The organism is Shewanella basaltis (assembly GCF_023283885.1).
Taxonomy (GTDB): Bacteria; Pseudomonadota; Gammaproteobacteria; order Enterobacterales; family Shewanellaceae; genus Shewanella; species Shewanella basaltis.
This window is the reverse complement of sequence record NZ_JAKILA010000004.1, coordinates 94868-110997: the sequence shown is the minus strand read 5'-3', so window position 1 is coordinate 110997 and position 16130 is coordinate 94868. Positions and strand designations below refer to the sequence as shown.

Here is a 16130-nt window from a genome sequence, read left to right as displayed (position 1 = left end):
TGTGTTCATAGATGAGTATATTTCGGGTGTTGCTCCTGCTAAAGGAAAGATATTATTAGTTGATGATCAGGTCGTTAACATAAAAATACTGCATCAATTACTGCAAGATGATTACGATATTTACATGGCAAGAGATGGTCATCAGGCTATTGATATGTGTAAAAAAGTAAACCCGGATTTGGTGTTATTAGATATTGAAATGCCAATTCTTAACGGATTTGATGTATGCGCTCATCTTAAGAGTGATCCGGCGACAAAAGAAATTGCGGTTATTTTTATCAGTGGCCATTTTGATGAAGATAAAGAAGTCAAAGGGTTTAACCTTGGGGCCGTTGATTTTATTCATAAGCCTATTAACCCAATCATTACCAAGGCAAGAATCAGAAATCAGTTAACATTAAAATCTCAATCAGATTTACTACGTTCAATTGCGTTGCTTGATGGATTAACTGGCGTGGCTAACCGCCGTAAATTTGAACAAACATTGCCAGTCAGTTGGTTGCAATGTTGCCGTGAGCAACAGCCATTAACCATTATTTTATTGGATATTGATTTCTTTAAATTATTTAATGATACCTACGGGCACACCGAAGGCGATGCTTGCTTAAGGAAAGTCGCTCAAACAATTCAAGATACTGTCAATCGTCCTTATGATTTAGTGGCTCGTTATGGTGGTGAAGAGTTTATCTGTGTGTTGCCAAATACGGATTTAACTGGCGGCACTTATGTTGCACAACAAATTGTCGATAGCATCATTGCTCTTAAAATCACCCATGAGAAATCACACATCTCTGATTATGTGACATTAAGCGCTGGCGTCGCCACGATTGTTCCTGTAAGAAATAAAGACGATAAGATACTCATAGAGGCCGCGGATAAACAACTTTATTTATCTAAAGAGCGTGGGCGAAATAGGGTGCTTGGTGTACAGGTACTCTAGGGTCTGTTGATCTTTCAAGGTTGTTTTTGCAGCGAATTGTTAGCCATTTGTACAAGGCAGAGACTTTGAAGTGTAGTTATTCTACATAAAAGTCGATAACGCAGTAAAAATGACCAACAAACGCTGCCAACAGGGTTCGGCTAAAAACGTTTTACTCTCTGTTGAACAATGCTTTACAAATAAAAAGTTGCTTAGGTGACTAGGCTACAATCCATTCTCCTCGATTAACACGTTTTTAACTCGAACAAAATTCAACCAGCAAAGATCAACAGGCCCTAGGCACATTTAGGTGTTATGTTTGTCATTAGGCAGTTGAGTGGCATTGCCTAATGACGATGGCAGTTGTTTACATTATGTGCATTAAAAGCGATTGCGAAAGCCGATGGTATAAGCAATGTCAGCACTGTTATCCATGTTTTCAAAATTTTCAACCAGAGTAAATTCAATCGCACTGCTATTTAAGTAGTAACGGTAACCGAGTAACGCTTCATGAGACGCATCTGAGAAGTTTTCATCCCAGCTTACCAGTCCCTCATATCTGTGTATCTCAGCTAACCAACCATGGCGACCGCTGCGATATTCATAGCCTATCCCAAACGTGGTGAAACGAGAGTTATAATTATTGGTTGATATCGACTCTGTGTCTTCAATAAAGCTGACTCCAAAGCTTGAATTAACATGATGTCGACCATTTTTGTAGCTATAGTTTATTTGGATACTTTGCGCAAAAGAATCTTCAGCAAATGGGCCACTGTCGACAGCTTTGTAATAGAGGCTAGCGCCAACAGATAATCCATGATGCTCATTTTGTAATAATTGATAGCCTAAGTATGCCGTTAAGGCGTTTTCGAGGGTTTTACCGCTTAAATCATCAATGTGAATATCATATTCATCTGAATGAATTTGGTTTTGATGCTTGGCTTGATCTTGACGACCATTTTGATCAAACCCAAAAACATCATGGAACCACATTGTGAGCGAATCTAAATGGTTATCTGCACTAAATGCCCATCGGTAATTTACATCTAACATTAGGGCATCAGACATTTGCCATTTTATGCCACCCGAGACAGTATTTTGATAGTAATCAGCGAGCAATACATCTGACTCAGACCAAATGCTTCCGATGTTGGCTGTGATATACCATTCTTTTTGGTCATTGGGTAATGAGAATCCGGAGCGGAGTAATGGGCTGTGGTTGATTGATTGGATTGGTGATTGAGCATAAACCCTTAGTGGGCCGTAATCGTCAAAGTCTACCATTTGAGCTTGAACTGCAGGAAATACAGCTAATCCTGAAAGTGTAATTAACAAATTGGCTTTCATTGACATCATCTCTCTCATTGATTGCGTGAAATCTTGTTCAGCGTTAACACTGCCATTAATTCGGTGAGCTTGTGTTGTTTTGGGGAAACATCATCACCATCGAGTTGACTATTATCATTGTGCACAATATAAAATTAAACAATCAAAAATGAACTAAATATTGCGATAAATTATATCAAGTATTAACTGGATCACATGTTCGCTGATGCCTATTTGCTTTACGGATCTCATTATAGAGTATGCCAATATGTCTTATTCTAATAAGGATTGGTATTAAATGATGTAAATGATTGATTGTGAGCTAAAAACAAGTTATAAATTTTGTTAACTGCATTGTATTTTTTTATCTTATTATTGATACTGTGACAGTTTGAAATGGACGAAACACTTATAAATGGAATTTATAATGGATTGGATTAGACGGTTTTTTTGCCATGTCTTTGCCATTAGCTTGAATGAACATGGTCCCTCGTTTTGCTTTAAACCTAAATATCGTGTGATAAATAGGTGGTTAACTCGGTCAATTACTCTCAATAGTCGGCTTGTCTTTACTCAAGCTAGCAATGTCTGTATTTACTGCAGACCAACGGAGGATTGATGGACTTTATTCTGTTGTTAGGTTTGCTGGTCATTATTATTCCGCTGCAAATGTTACTCGATGTTATCATCGAAAATAACACTGATTTTGAATATAAAATCGGCGATTATGTATTAGCATTTATCCCATTGTTGACGTTTTTTTATCCAGAACATTATCTCTACAGCTTTATTTCATTAGCCTTTATTGTTTTATATGGAATTTCATTGCGATTTTATGCTGCATTTAACGGCTGGCTTGAATTTGATCAAGATCATCTAGCTGGTTTGTGCCTTGCAGGCTTAGGTACGGGTGGGGTGATTATGAGCGGTAGAGTTGCCTATCAACTTTTGGCATAAGCCAGGTTAGCCTCAACCTGACTGAATAATTTAACCTGATCTCGGGATAAGGGATGATCTTATACTATTTAAAATCAACATGTTACCCATTCTCACTTTCAAGCTTGTCATTTGTTCTGCTAACAAGGCGAATTGACGCGTCAATAGCTAGCCTATTGTAAGTCGATTCAACGCTGTGAGCAGGGCAAAGGACTGTTTGAAAGGCATTTATTATCCCGAGATCAGGTTAATTTACCAACAAAGATCAACTGCCCCTACGCTTGAGCAATAATTTTTTGGTGAAGATTATTCCACTGCTCTGGAAATTTTCCATCGAGCATGTAAACAAAAGCGATGAGTTCGGCAATCAGTAAATAGAGCTCTTTGGGGATCTCTTCTCCGAGTGTTAATAGTTGTAAAAACTCACTCAAATGGGGATCTTGGTGGATATGGATCCCGGCACTTTTAGCAATGGCGATGATTTCTTCTGCGACGAGATCTTTACCTGTTGCTGTTACTTTAGGGGCGTGTTTACCATCAAAGCTAAGTGCTACAGCTTGCTGAATTTTTTTTGATTCATCATTCATTGGTTAAGCTCTCGTTTTGACAAGGTAATGATCACCGGGCAGTAAGGTTGCAGGAATGGGGGTTAATTGAGTACTGAAGGTACCAGGGCTTAAGCCTATTTGGCTAATTTTGTCGGCTAAAGCACCATTATATTGGTCGACCTTGGCCAACAATGCTTGGTTGTTACCTTTAAACTGGATATCGAGCTTTTCAGCTTTTTTGTGGGCACAAATAAGCAATGACCCTTGCGTCATGTTGAATTTAAGCTGAAGTTTCCATCCACTTGACTTGTCGTTATCTTGTTCATTTTCTTGTTCGAATTTACCTTCAAATTGCTCATTTCGCTGGTTGAGTGAATAAGGTAGAGCAAAATACCAGGTCATTGCTTGGCTTGGATCGGTACTGGCTTGTTGATATAACGCAATGCTACCAGCCAATTGTGCTAAAGAATCGGCACCACCGAGTTTATCTAATGCGCTTAACAAACCTGAGTTAGCGCTTAATTTTGCCAGGGTGCGTTGTTGCAACTGGTTAAGATGTTCTTGCAATTTAGCGCTAATTCCTGTGCCCGTTGTTTTGGCTTTTACACCAAGCAACAGTTGGAATAAGGTGGTAATCGCACCACCAGAGTACAGTGTTGTGGCGACGGCGTTATTAGCGCTTAATTGAGTTTGTGCCAGGTTTAATCCAGCAAGGCTATAGAGCTCATTGCTAAGTAATTTAGGGTCACTTAAGGCGCTTAGCGGCTGTGGGTTAATTTGCGGTAATTGTTTTAATAGTTCTGTGGCTAAGTTATTGGACACTTGTAACGAATGCTGTTGTTTTATCGGCATGGCCCCGGCTTTGGACAACGCTTTATTTAACACTTCGATGGGTTGAGGATCTTGATTTGGTGTCGTATTGAGCGGTTTGGCGCCAAGTGCTGTTTCCTGTTTAGTCTGAGGTAACGTTGGGTTTTGCGTAAGTTGTTGAATGTTAGCGTTACTGCCTGATTTTGTCGTGCCTTGATTGAGATTAAGCGGGTTGGTTTTTACCTCAGTTTGTTTTCCCTGTGCCTGGATATTGGCCAGAGTATCGTTATTTTTAGTTTGTGGGCTCTGGGCTGTGTTTTGGGTATTTAAACCGGCAATATCTTGTGATTTTGTACTGTTGACTGTTTGTTGGCTAACCATTTGTGTGCGTTCAGCCGGGCTTTTCTCTGCTAGTTGAGTGCTATTGACTGCAGCGCTTATTTGCCCAGAGGGCGTTTTTAACTGTGTGGTTTCGTTTACCGTATTTGTCGATGGTAGCGGACTTGCTTCTAATTTTTTTAAAAATTGACTTAAGATTTGTACCGGTTCGTTTTTAGTGACCACAATATTATTGTGTTGTACAGACTGGGGCGTCGATGATTGTTTGAGTAAGTCGACTTTTATCTCGCCAATGACTGGTGTTAAAGCGAGTTGTAATTGATGTTGGTTAAGCACGACTTTGGCCAGATATTGGCCATTATTGAGTACTGTGCTGTTGGGCAGTTGGACGGTGGGGCCATCGGTAAATGTTAATTGACCTTGAGAAATATGTGCTGTGGGTAAGGGGTACCCTTGAGGCCGAGAGGCTAAGGTCATCAATTGTTTGGTTGATACCCCATTTTGTGCCGCTAGCTCAGTTAAGGATTGCGGTAAGGCAAATTGTACTGTTTGCGCAAGTAATATGAGCTGAGCGGGTATGGGTTTTGCGCTAGCCATTGTTTGTGTTGCGAGTTGAGCGACGTCAGCAGGGATGGCTACTTGAGTCATTGCAGCTCTGGCAACTGATTTGGCTTGCTCGTTTGAAATCACAATTTGAGATGTCTGCTGTAATAATTTTTGTAGTTCGGCGGTCTTATTAAGTAGGTACTGCTGCTCTTGAATCGCGACATTGATTTGAGTGTTAACAGATGTTTGTTTTTGTTGTACTTGCACAGGCAAAAGCATGGCCGAAAGATCGGACGTTATATTACTTGTTATGTGCTTAGCGGTTTCTGAGCTACTTTGGGTTTGCTGGGGGGCAGATGTATTTGCCTGACTTGCATTTGCAGGTTGTTGCGGTGCTGGTGTTGCTATTGTTGTCGCTGAATGTGCAGTAGGCAAAACCATAAATATCCTATTTAGCGAACATGTTTTACAAACTTTTGATTGATATTGTCAACAGCCGCAGTATCCTTAGCGTTCTTGTTGCTCATATTGGGGCAATTCATTTTATCAAGTTGTTGTGTTGATAAAGATTGCTAGTAATAAGAACAAGCTTGATGTCCTACAAAAATGAACATCTCAAGGCAACGCCTGAGTGTAGTACGTTAAATTATATCGACTTGAACAAAAATTGCTTTAATAAAAAGACAAAAATAGCAGTTTGTTGAGTAACCCTTTGTCATGTTAAAGAGAGTTTTATGAAGTATAAATGGATATTACTTCAGGCGGTTTTGGCTTTTAGTATACCAGTGTATGCAGAAAGTGAAGCGCCTCAAGTTGCAAGTGAACCACAATCTGCGATTGAGATTACCTATGACGATCCAAGGGATCCGTTTGAAGAATTTAACCGCACAATGTGGGACTTTAATTATTTATTTTTAGATAAATATATCGCAAGGCCTGTGGCTCATGGTTATAAACAATATGTACCTAACCCGGTAAGAACGGGGGTGATTAATTTTGTTTATAATTTAGAAGAACCCAGTTCGTTGGTGAATAACACCTTACAAGGAAAGTGGCTTTGGGCGGCAAATGCGGGGGGGCGATTTACCGTTAACACCACCATTGGATTACTCGGTGTTATTGATGTTGCTGAGATGATGGGCATGCCTCGTAAGCAAGATAGCTTTAACGAGGTTTTGGGTTATTACGGTGTGCCAAATGGCCCGTATTTTATGGCCCCTTTTTATGGCCCTTTTGTGACAAGAGAAATCGCCTCTGATTGGGTGGATGGTCTATACTTTCCCTTATCAGAACTGACTTTTTGGCAATCGGTGCTTAAATGGGGCTTAAAAGGGCTTCACTCTCGAGCTGAAGCTATCGATCAAGAAAGGCTATTAGACAATGCTCTGGATCCTTATGCTTTTGCTAAAGATGCATACTTACAGCACATGGATTACAAAGTTTACGATGGTGATGTGCCATCAAATCAAGCTGATGATGAATTACTTGATGAATTTCTAGATGAACTAGAGTAGTCGGGACCTTAACAACCCCGACAGCATATCTGCGGGGTTGTAGTATGGCGTTAACTGATGTGAACATCCTCTTTGTTGAGGATGATCCGATATTTCGTCAAGTTGTTGCCGATTTTTTGCAAGGGCAAGGAGCAAGGGTTCAGCAAGCTTGCAATGGTTCTGAGGGGCTTACACTTTTTTCTGACAAGATATTTGATATTGTCATTGCCGATCTGGGGTTACCTGTTCTGGGTGGCCTACCTATGCTGAAACAAATGCAGAGTATAAATCCAGCTGTTCCTTTCGTTGTAATATCGGGCAACGATGTGATGTCTGACGTGGTCGAAGCACTGCGTATAGGGGCAAGTGATTACCTTACAAAACCGATAGCTGATTTATTTGTGATAGAACATGCCATTATTCAAGCCATGTTAACCGCTGCAATGCCGTTAAATGTTGCGGGTCAATCTCATTTACATGAAATGAACGAATTATCCTATCAAGAATTAACCGATAACTTACAGTTGCTTGAACAAAATGTCCAAGCGGCTAAAAGCGTACAACAGCAATTGTTTCCAGCATCTCATGTGAATTACCCAAATGCGGTAATTGATTACAGTTTATTTAAAAATAATGATATCAGTGCCTACTTTATTGACTCGACTATGGTTGGTGAGCGTCACCTAGTGATGTACATGGCGCATTTTCACCCTGAAGACAATAGTGCGGCTTTTGGGTGTGTTCTGCTGCGAAGCTTTGTGAATCAAAAATTAAAATTATTTCGAAATGGCTTAAGTACAACATTAATTGAACCAGGCAACATGCTTGGGTATTTACATAAGCGAATGGTGAGGTCGGGCTTACATATACTGACAGACATCGTTTATGTGTGTATTGATTTGCAGCAACGTGTAGTTGCAGTCGGGCAGGCTGGTAATGGGTTACGTTGTTATTTGAGGCACGATAATCATTTAATGCCGTTAGTGCTCCCTAGTGCATTGCAATTGGGTGATGTCAATTGGCACCAAGTTGGGGTGCAAAGACGAGAGTTGCAGCTAGGTGAGAAACTTTGTATTGGTACTTATCATCAGCAGCATAGGCAGCAGTTACTCGACAATCGCTTTACAGGGTTGATTTATCAGTCTGATATCGATGCTGGTGGCTTTATGCAGTTAACGTGTCAAGCATAAAAAAATCCCCTTGCAAGCTAGCTTGAAGGGGATTTTTTGTTAACTCATTATTTTATAGTCGATACTACTAACGCTTAATTGCTTCATGTTCAGCAGTAACAGCAATTTCTTCTTCTAAAGCTTGCTCTTCAGAATCGTGTTTGCTTTCTGCACCGTGCATCCAGTCAACTAATTTATCTGACATTAAATATAAGATAATACCAGAGATAACTGCTGTGATTGCGATACCCGCGAAAATAGCCATTGCGTTTGCTAGCTGTTCTTCAACTGCACCACCATGACCAATTAACGAGCCCACTAAGCCGCCAATCTTGTTTGCCGCAGCAATAAACAGGAACCAAGCACCCATCATCAGTGAGGCGATACGCAGTGGAGCAAGTTTGGTCACCATCGATAAACCAATAGGTGATAAACATAACTCGCCCATAGTATGGAAGAAGTAAGCTCCAACTAACCACCACATGCTTGATTTAACAGAAGCGTCGCCACCCATTTCTAAAACGGCACCAATCATAAATAAGAAGCCGATAGCTAAGAAGAACAAACCTAGTGCAAATTTAACTGGCGAGTTAGGTTCGTTTTTACCGAGTTTGACCCAAATTGAAGCAATAACGGGGGCAAATAACACAATAAACATCGCATTTAATGATTGGAACCACGTTGTTGGTACTTCCCATGAGCCAATCATGCGGTCGGTGAAGTCATTCGTGAACAAGTTCATTAGACCACCGGCTTGTTCAAAACCTGCCCAGAAAATAATTGTGAACAGACCCATTACCATAATCACTTTAATGCGGTCACGTTCCACTTGGGTTAATGGTTCTTTACGCACTTCGCCTTTTGCTTCGTTCTTGCTTTGCTCAAGCTTAGCAGCTGGTACAGTACCAATGTCACCAAGTAGTTTTTGTGCAAAAAAGAATTGAATAATTAACGACACTATCATACCGATACCAGCGCAAATAAAGCCGGCCTGGAAGTTACCATCATAAGCCGCTACAACAGAGCCTACAACGATACCTGATAAGAATGCGCCAACGTTAATACCCATATAGAAGATGGTAAAGGCACCATCACGGCGATGATCACCTTCTTGATAGAGGTCACCTACCATGGTTGAAATATTTGGCTTAAATAAGCCATTACCTAAAATTAGCGTACCTAACCCAAGGTAAAACATTTCAAGTTCCATACCAGGAACCCAAGCATGAGGTGTACCTAATAAAAACTGACCTGCGGCCATTAAAAAACCGCCAATATAAATGGCTTTACGCTGACCTAAATAGGTGTCAGCTAACCAGCCACCAAGTAGCGGAGTTAAATATACTAAACCGGTGAATGTACCATAAAGCGAAATCGCGTCGGCTTGAGTCCAACCAAGACCGTGACCGCCTTCGCTTTGTACTTTATCAACAAGATAAAGCACCAAAATGGCGCGCATAGCATAGTAGCTAAACCGCTCCCATAATTCTGTTGTAAAAAGTAAGAACAACCCCTTTGGGTGTCCAAACATTGTTCCTGCTGGTTTTGCTTCACTCATTAAGTCTTCCACCTTAAGCTTGTGATTGCCTGTGCGAAAATGTCGACACAGAAATTATTTGTTTGCATTTATCGTCTAGTCATGGGGTACAATTTGCACTTGCACAAGCAAGGAAATGATAAATACAACATGACTGAGCGACTTTATTGGTTAATTTTTATAAGAGATTATGTCATTTTGATGCTAAAAGCAGACCAAACACCAAAAAGCTAACCTTATATACCCTTTTAGAGGCGATAAAGTCAATGTTAATGCGGGAAACGGGGCGCTTAAGCCTGTTAAAAAGTGTGTCAGAGGAAAAAATAAAAAGGCTTGTATGTTAGTAAGTTGTAAGTTTTTGTTTGGGAAATGCGCGTTTGTTGAGTTAGGTTTTCAACAAAGCGGTCGATAACATTGTATTCATATTGTGACAGTTTGATGATAACTCGTTTGCAAGGCATTGATTATTAAGTATTGTCTTTTAATTTTGTCAATAAACAGTTAACATGACTGTTATTCACGCATCTCGATACTATGTCGAAGGAGTTCCCATGGCTATCGTTCGCACTTTGACATTAACCATTTTTAGCCTTTATTTTAGCAGTGCTTTAGCTTGGGTCGACACTGACTTTGATGGTGTACCCGACAAAAAAGATGCCTGCCAAGAGACGCCTATTAACACCGTTGTTATGGCCAATGGTTGTATTGATAATGATATTTTAATTGTTGATGAAGACGGTGACGATTACGACGACAGCGATGAAGGTGAAGTTGGTGCAACGATTACCAATAATGCCGCATTAATTGCAGAGCAATGTCGCCAGCAACCGGATGTCAATGTGGCTGCTGATTGCTTTGGGTCAATTCTTCAACCTGTGTATTTTGATTTTGATAAAGCCAATGTATTGTTAACCCAACGCCCCACTTTAGTTAGGGTACAACAATATATTGAGCAGCACCCACAAGTCAGGGTTCGTTTAGAAGGCCATACCGATATCATAGGTAGCGAGGCGATAAATAGTGCATTATCACTTAAACGTGCTAACGCAATAAAAGAGTTATTGGTTAATGATTACCAATTCCAACCAACATCGATTGACGTTGTTGGCATGAGTAGCAAAATGCCGGCGGCTGATAATGCCACAGTAGAAGGGCGACAGCGTAACCGGCGTGTAGAATTTATCATTTTAGCAGAATGATTCTGCTTATCTAAGGGAGAGAGAAATGGAAAACCTAGAAGGTTTAGATGGTCTAATTGAGCAAGCACCTGAGTTTCTAATGACTTATGGTCTTAAAGCATTAGCTGCTATTGTTATTTTTATCATTGGTAAATATTTTGCCGGTGTAGCAAAGCGTGTCACGGTGAAAGTGCTTAATAGCCGTAAAGTTGATGCAACTGTGGTGTCATTTGTTGCAAACCTCGCGTGGGCATTAGTGTTTGTATTTACCATTATTGCCACATTAGGTCAGGTTGGCGTGCAAACTGCGTCACTGGTTGCTGTTATCGGTGCTGCTGGCTTAGCCGTTGGTTTGGCATTACAAGGTTCGTTATCGAATTTTGCTTCTGGTGTGTTGATGGTATTGTTCCGTCCATGTCGCGTTGGTGACTTTATTGAAGCGGCAGGCACTGCAGGCGTGGTTGATGAGATTACTATTTTCTCTACACGTTTACGCACAGGCGATAACAAAGTGATTATTGCGCCAAACTCTTCAATCATGAATGGCACAATTACTAACTACTCAGCCTTAGAAAAACGTCGTATCGATTTAACTATTGGTGTGTCTTATACTGCTGATATTGCTACCACCAAAAAAGTGATTGCTGATGTACTTGATAACAATGCATTGGTATTAAAAGATCCTGGCTACACAATTGGTTTAGCTGAACTTGCTGATTCGTCAATTAACTTTGTGGTTCGTCCTTGGGTTAGCACGGCAGACTATTGGCCAGTTCGCTTTGAGCTACTAGAGCAAATTAAAAATGCCTTAGACGCTGCTAACATTGAAATTCCATTCCCACAAATGGATTTACATGTAAAAGAAGTTCCAGCAAAATAATTTGCAGCAACGTATGTTTATAAACAAAAACCAGCATTTGCTGGTTTTTTTATACTGGGTCTGTTGATCTTTGCTGGTTGAATTTTGTTCGAGTTAAAAACGTTTTAATCGAGGCGAATGGATTGAAGCCTAGCCACCTAAGCAAAATCTATTCAACAAAGAGTAAAACGTTTTTAGCCGAACCCTGTGGGCAGCGTTTGTTGGTCATTTTTACTGCGTTATCGACTTTTTATGTAGAATAACTACACTTCAAAGTCTCTGCCTTGTATAAAAGACCAACAACTCGCTGCAAAAATAACCTTGAAAGATCAACAGACCCTAGGAGTTTGTATGAAATTTATTTCAACATTTGCAGTAATTACACTTTTTTCTGCCGCAGCTTTCAGTGTGAGCGCGGGTGAAAAGACCATGATTACCATGGGAGGAACCCCTGTTGCACTTGAAGGTCAAATCCCAGCGTTGGGTGAACCCGCCCCACTTTTTAAAGTGGTTGATGAAAAGTTTACACCGATTAGTTTAAGCGACTTTAAAGGTAAAACTGTGCTTATTAGTGCGGTACCAAGCCTTGATACCGGTGTTTGTGCATTGCAAACGAAACGATTTAATAAAGAGTTTAGCCAGTTTGGTCAAGATGTGGTTATGTTGACTATCAGCGAAGACTTGCCCTTTGCACAAAAGCGATTTTGCCAAACAGAAAGCGTCGATAAAATTAAAGTGTTGTCAGATTCTGTCTGGCGTGATTTTGGCCAAAAATATGGCTTGCTGATCCAAGACCGTGGTTTGCTTGCCCGTTCTATATTTATTATTGATGCGCAAGGAATATTAAAGTATCACGAACTTGTTAGTGAGGTCAGTGAGCACCCAGATTACACAGCTGCTCTTAACGCGCTTACTGAAATTGCTGCAAACTAACCACAAAGTGAGTGCAAAATGATAGATTTTCGAAGTGATACCGTCACTAAACCGACACCAGCAATGCGCGCTGCGATGGCGCAGGCTGAGGTGGGCGATGATGTTTATGGTGACGACCCTACAGTGAATCACTTGCAAGAGATGGCGGCAGAGATGTTTGGCTTTGATGGCGCATTATTTGTCTGCTCTGGTACTCAAGCAAACCTATTGGCATTAATGGCTCACTGCGAACGCGGTGATGAGTATTTATGTGGCCAGCAAGCCCACAATTATAAGTTTGAAGGTGGTGGGGCTGCAGTGTTGGGCAGTATTCAGCCACAACCGTTGAGCAATCAAATTGATGGCAGCATTTTATTAAGTGACATCGAGGCCGCAATTAAACCTGATGACATTCATTTTGCTCGTACTCGCTTACTAAGTTTGGAAAACACCATTGGTGGTAAAGTGCTTAGCCAAGAATATTTGGCAAAAGCACAGGCATTGGCCTTTAACCGAGGCCTTAAAATACACCTTGATGGTGCTCGGGTTGCCAATGCCGCGGTCGCGCAAGGGATCGCTATTGCTGATATTACCCAGTATTTTGACTCAGTTTCTATATGTTTATCTAAAGGCTTGTGCGCCCCAATAGGCTCTATTTTGCTGGGTGATGAGCGTTTGATTTCAAAAGCGACTCGTTGGCGTAAAATGCTCGGCGGCGGTATGAGACAAGCTGGGATCATTGCCGCTGCAGCTAAACTTGCCATCACAGATCAAGTAGAGCGATTAGCAGAAGATCACGATAATGCGAGATTGTTAGCTCAATTGTTGGCTGAAATTTCTGAGATCACCGTTGACCTTGCAGCGGTACAAACTAACATGGTTTTTGTGCAATTAGCTGACGACATTAATCCTATGATATTGGCTGACATATTACGCAGAAAAGGAATATTAATCAGTGGTGGTCATAACCTTCGCCTTGTGACTCATCACGATATTAGCCAACAAGATATCATTACATTTGTGCACGAATTTAAACACGCACTGCTCAAGTGCTGATGCAAGCGGGATGACAAAGACGTTGACGCTGTCTTTGTCTTTTTTTGGTGCGTAAGTGCATTTTATTCGAGCAATATACGTGTTTTTATCAATTGATAATAATTAAGTTGTTGAAATGTTTAGCCTAAATAATTGGCCTGAACGTTGCTACTCATTTAGAGGTATATGCCTGGTGGCATAAAATGAATGGATTAACACACGAGGTTATTATGAAATATTTCACACGTCACATGGTTATGCCTATTAACTTAAATAGCAGTCAAACCTTATGTTGTGGTCAGCTATTAAGTTGGGTTAATGAAGAGGCGACTATCTTTGCCAGTTGCCAAATGCGCAGCCAGTTCCACATTGCAAAAGTTATCTCTGAAATCAACTTTATGGCACCCGCTTACGTTGGTGACATTATTGAATTTGGTTTTGAACTTGTCAGCTTAGGGCAAAGCTCTGTAACGGTGAGATGTAAAATCCGTAATAAAGTTAACCATGCTCCTATCGCATTCATAGATAAAATGGTGTTCGTTAATATTAATGAAAATGGGTTGCCAATTCCACATGGTATGCGTGCTAATGCGGCATAACCCAGTAAAAAAAGGAGCAAATAATCTCAATTATTTGCTCCTCAAATTATGATTGTATTGCGATGATTGGCTTATTCAATTTTAGCAATTCGATGCTGATAATCTTCAATTAAGTGTTGCATGATGGTATTGGGTGAGGCTTCTTGGCAGCAGTTGTCTAAAAAGATTTTGAATGTGACGAGTGCATGTCCATCATGTTTTAAGCGGCTACTTTGCATAGCAAAATAGGCTTCTTCGTTGTCAGCTTTTCTTACCACAAAGTCATTTAGCTCAAATGATTTAGTGCCTGAAATATTATGCCATTTAGTGATACGAGCTAAGGCGATTTCACACGATTGATTTACTTCTATATGGTTAAGCCATGTTGCAGGTTGTTCATTTTCTTTATAGTGCGGGCATCGAACGGTGTAATTATATACATGAGTGATTGCTGTCATTATTTACCTACCTATTCGCTTTCTAAGTGATTTCATCATAGTCCTTATTTTTTATATTGGTCAATGCTTATTTCAAGAACTTAGATCTATGCATCACTTTTTACTAAATCATAAATAACCTATTGTCATTGTTAGATATTTACTTTAAAAGCCAATCTTGTAGAGCGGATAAAAATAACGCTCGCAGCAGGCTGCGAGCGTTAAAAAGTGAAGCTAAATTTAACCTTTATAATGCGTTAGTAAAAATTTGACAAATTTCTTGGTGAGTCGCTTGTTTAGGGTTAGTGAAACCACAGGCATCTTTAAGGGCATTGTCCGCAAGCGTTGGAATATCTTCCGCTTTTACGCCTAGCTCAGTTAAATTTGCCGGTATATTGACCGCGGCAGATAAGGTTTTAATGGCATCTATCGCAGCTTGGGCACCTTGTTCTGCTGTCATTAGGCTAACATCAACTCCCATGGCTTTAGCCACATCACTTAAGCGTTGTGGCGCAACTTGAGCATTGTATGCTTGAACATGAGGCAACAATAACGCGTTGCAAACACCGTGCGGAAGATCATAAAACCCGCCTAGCTGGTGTGCCATCGCATGGACATAACCTAAACTGGCATTGTTGAACGCCATGCCTGCTAAAAATTGCGCATAGGCCATATTCTCGCGTGCAGTGATATCGTTGCCCTTTTTAACAGCATTGATAAGGTTGGCGTTGATGAGTTCAATGGCTTTAATCGCACAAGCGTCAGTGATGGGGTTTGCTGCTATTGAGACATAGGCTTCAATCGCATGGGTGAGGGCATCCATACCGGTTGCCGCGGTTAATGATGCTGGTTTTTCTAACATCAGTTCAGGATCGTTCACTGATAAAATAGGCGTGGTGTTTTTATCGACAATCGCCATTTTGATGTGTCTTGCTTCATCGGTAATAATACAAAAGCGCGTCATTTCGCTTGCTGTACCGGCTGTGGTATTGATGGCGACTAATGGCATTTGTGGTTTTTTAGACACATCAACGCCTTCATAATCTTTGATCTGGCCGCCATTAGTTGCAACGAGTGCAATGCCTTTGGCGCAATCATGTGGTGAGCCACCACCGAGTGAAATGATAAAGTCACATTGGTTACTGGTGAGCAATGCTAAACCGGCTTCAACATTGCCAGTGGTGGGATTAGGCTGAACGCCATCAAAAATAACAACTTCAATCCCCTGGGTATTGAGTTTATCTTGCACTTTAGCAACAAGGCCAATACTGACTAATGGTTTGTCAGTGACGATTAATGCTTTGGTAAAGCCGAGTGCTTTAATATCATTAATCGCTTCATCTACACTGCCTTGACCAAGAATGTTGACGCTTGGAATAAAGAATTTAGTCGCCATAAGTTGTACCCCTATATATTGTAATTTTAAATTTTCTCTGTAGTAAAAGTACCAATATGATGGACAACTTTGTGTGATATACCTCTAAATACATACCTGTGTTGGGGGAAAC

General features: G+C 40.6%; 15 protein-coding genes and 1 pseudogene. 10 read left to right on the top strand and 6 right to left on the bottom strand.

Going from position 1 to position 16130, the window contains the following annotated elements; translation table 11 throughout:
* Position 1: 1 nt before the first annotated feature.
* Positions 2-940 (top strand): diguanylate cyclase domain-containing protein, encoded by a 939-nt coding sequence (locus L2703_RS04915; protein ID WP_248970013.1) that lies wholly within the window; start codon positions 2-4, stop codon positions 938-940.
* Positions 941-1300: 360 nt separating this feature from the next.
* Here L2703_RS04915 and L2703_RS04905 read toward each other — a convergent pair whose 3' ends face one another.
* Complete coding sequence (locus L2703_RS04905) at positions 1301-2266, bottom strand: DUF3187 family protein (protein WP_248970012.1); 966 nt, start codon at positions 2264-2266, stop codon at positions 1301-1303.
* Between the two features lie 597 nt (positions 2267-2863).
* On the opposite strand from L2703_RS04905, the gene L2703_RS04900 reads away from it, so the two are divergent.
* Positions 2864-3202: a hypothetical protein gene (locus L2703_RS04900; protein WP_248970011.1), complete on the top strand. Its 339-nt coding sequence runs from the start codon at positions 2864-2866 to the stop codon at positions 3200-3202.
* Between the two features lie 254 nt (positions 3203-3456).
* On the opposite strand, the gene L2703_RS04895 is transcribed toward L2703_RS04900, so the two are convergent.
* Together L2703_RS04895 and L2703_RS04890 are read right to left on the bottom strand one after the other, a co-directional pair.
* Complete coding sequence (locus L2703_RS04895; RefSeq protein WP_248970010.1) at positions 3457-3768, bottom strand: EscU/YscU/HrcU family type III secretion system export apparatus switch protein; 312 nt, start codon at positions 3766-3768, stop codon at positions 3457-3459.
* Between the two features lie 3 nt (positions 3769-3771).
* Positions 3772-5865 (bottom strand): hypothetical protein, encoded by a 2094-nt coding sequence (locus L2703_RS04890; RefSeq protein ID WP_248970009.1) that lies wholly within the window; start codon positions 5863-5865, stop codon positions 3772-3774.
* 293 nt (positions 5866-6158) lie between these two features.
* Between L2703_RS04890 and L2703_RS04885 the strand changes: the two genes are divergently transcribed.
* Positions 6159-6938, top strand: a complete 780-nt coding sequence (locus tag L2703_RS04885) for an MlaA family lipoprotein (protein WP_248970008.1) — start codon at positions 6159-6161, stop codon at positions 6936-6938.
* Between the two features lie 44 nt (positions 6939-6982).
* Positions 6983-8107 (top strand): response regulator, encoded by a 1125-nt coding sequence (locus L2703_RS04880; RefSeq protein ID WP_248970007.1) that lies wholly within the window; start codon positions 6983-6985, stop codon positions 8105-8107.
* 67 nt (positions 8108-8174) lie between these two features.
* On the opposite strand, the gene L2703_RS04875 is transcribed toward L2703_RS04880, so the two are convergent.
* Positions 8175-9644: a peptide MFS transporter gene (locus tag L2703_RS04875; RefSeq protein WP_248970006.1), complete on the bottom strand. Its 1470-nt coding sequence runs from the start codon at positions 9642-9644 to the stop codon at positions 8175-8177.
* Positions 9645-10174: 530 nt separating this feature from the next.
* Here L2703_RS04875 and L2703_RS04870 point away from each other — a divergent pair.
* The 6 genes and pseudogenes from L2703_RS04870 (at position 10175) to L2703_RS04845 (ending at position 14206) form a co-directional block, all read left to right on the top strand.
* Entirely contained in the window at positions 10175-10822 is a 648-nt protein-coding gene (locus L2703_RS04870; RefSeq protein ID WP_248970005.1) for an OmpA family protein, read from the top strand.
* Between the two features lie 25 nt (positions 10823-10847).
* Complete coding sequence (locus L2703_RS04865) at positions 10848-11681, top strand: mechanosensitive ion channel family protein (protein WP_248970004.1); 834 nt, start codon at positions 10848-10850, stop codon at positions 11679-11681.
* Between the two features lie 122 nt (positions 11682-11803).
* Positions 11804-12082, top strand: a pseudogene (locus L2703_RS04860) (hypothetical protein).
* The gene (gene tpx / locus L2703_RS04855) at positions 12012-12593 is read left to right on the top strand and encodes a thiol peroxidase (protein ID WP_248970003.1); all 582 of its coding nucleotides are present in this window, start codon (positions 12012-12014) and stop codon (positions 12591-12593) included. Before L2703_RS04860 ends, tpx begins: the two are co-directional and overlap by 71 nt.
* Positions 12594-12611: 18 nt before the next feature.
* Complete coding sequence (ltaE, locus tag L2703_RS04850) at positions 12612-13628, top strand: low-specificity L-threonine aldolase (protein WP_248970002.1); 1017 nt, start codon at positions 12612-12614, stop codon at positions 13626-13628.
* A 209-nt stretch (positions 13629-13837) separates the two neighbouring features.
* Positions 13838-14206: an acyl-CoA thioesterase gene (locus L2703_RS04845; RefSeq protein WP_248970001.1), complete on the top strand. Its 369-nt coding sequence runs from the start codon at positions 13838-13840 to the stop codon at positions 14204-14206.
* Positions 14207-14277: 71 nt separating this feature from the next.
* Here the strand turns inward: L2703_RS04845 and L2703_RS04840 are convergent, their stop codons facing one another.
* Both L2703_RS04840 and yiaY read right to left on the bottom strand, forming a co-directional pair.
* On the bottom strand, positions 14278-14643 hold the full coding sequence (locus L2703_RS04840; protein WP_248970000.1) for a cytoplasmic protein: 366 nt from the start codon (positions 14641-14643) through the stop codon (positions 14278-14280).
* Between the two features lie 226 nt (positions 14644-14869).
* Positions 14870-16018, bottom strand: coding sequence for an L-threonine dehydrogenase (gene yiaY, locus L2703_RS04835; RefSeq protein ID WP_248969999.1), 1149 nt, complete (start codon positions 16016-16018; stop codon positions 14870-14872).
* Positions 16019-16130: the final 112 nt, after the last annotated feature.

Coding starts and splice junctions, on each gene's coding strand:
- L2703_RS04905 (WP_248970012.1), bottom strand. CDS start 2,266: ATGAAAGCCAATTTGTTAATTACACTTTCAGGATTAGCTGTATTTCCT.
- L2703_RS04900 (WP_248970011.1), top strand. CDS start 2,864: ATGGACTTTATTCTGTTGTTAGGTTTGCTGGTCATTATTATTCCGCTG.
- L2703_RS04895 (WP_248970010.1), bottom strand. CDS start 3,768: ATGAATGATGAATCAAAAAAAATTCAGCAAGCTGTAGCACTTAGCTTT.
- L2703_RS04890 (WP_248970009.1), bottom strand. CDS start 5,865: ATGGTTTTGCCTACTGCACATTCAGCGACAACAATAGCAACACCAGCA.
- L2703_RS04885 (WP_248970008.1), top strand. CDS start 6,159: ATGAAGTATAAATGGATATTACTTCAGGCGGTTTTGGCTTTTAGTATA.
- L2703_RS04880 (WP_248970007.1), top strand. CDS start 6,983: ATGGCGTTAACTGATGTGAACATCCTCTTTGTTGAGGATGATCCGATA.
- L2703_RS04875 (WP_248970006.1), bottom strand. CDS start 9,644: ATGAGTGAAGCAAAACCAGCAGGAACAATGTTTGGACACCCAAAGGGG.
- L2703_RS04870 (WP_248970005.1), top strand. CDS start 10,175: ATGGCTATCGTTCGCACTTTGACATTAACCATTTTTAGCCTTTATTTT.
- L2703_RS04865 (WP_248970004.1), top strand. CDS start 10,848: ATGGAAAACCTAGAAGGTTTAGATGGTCTAATTGAGCAAGCACCTGAG.
- tpx (WP_248970003.1), top strand. CDS start 12,012: ATGAAATTTATTTCAACATTTGCAGTAATTACACTTTTTTCTGCCGCA.
- ltaE (WP_248970002.1), top strand. CDS start 12,612: ATGATAGATTTTCGAAGTGATACCGTCACTAAACCGACACCAGCAATG.
- L2703_RS04845 (WP_248970001.1), top strand. CDS start 13,838: ATGAAATATTTCACACGTCACATGGTTATGCCTATTAACTTAAATAGC.
- L2703_RS04840 (WP_248970000.1), bottom strand. CDS start 14,643: ATGACAGCAATCACTCATGTATATAATTACACCGTTCGATGCCCGCAC.
- yiaY (WP_248969999.1), bottom strand. CDS start 16,018: ATGGCGACTAAATTCTTTATTCCAAGCGTCAACATTCTTGGTCAAGGC.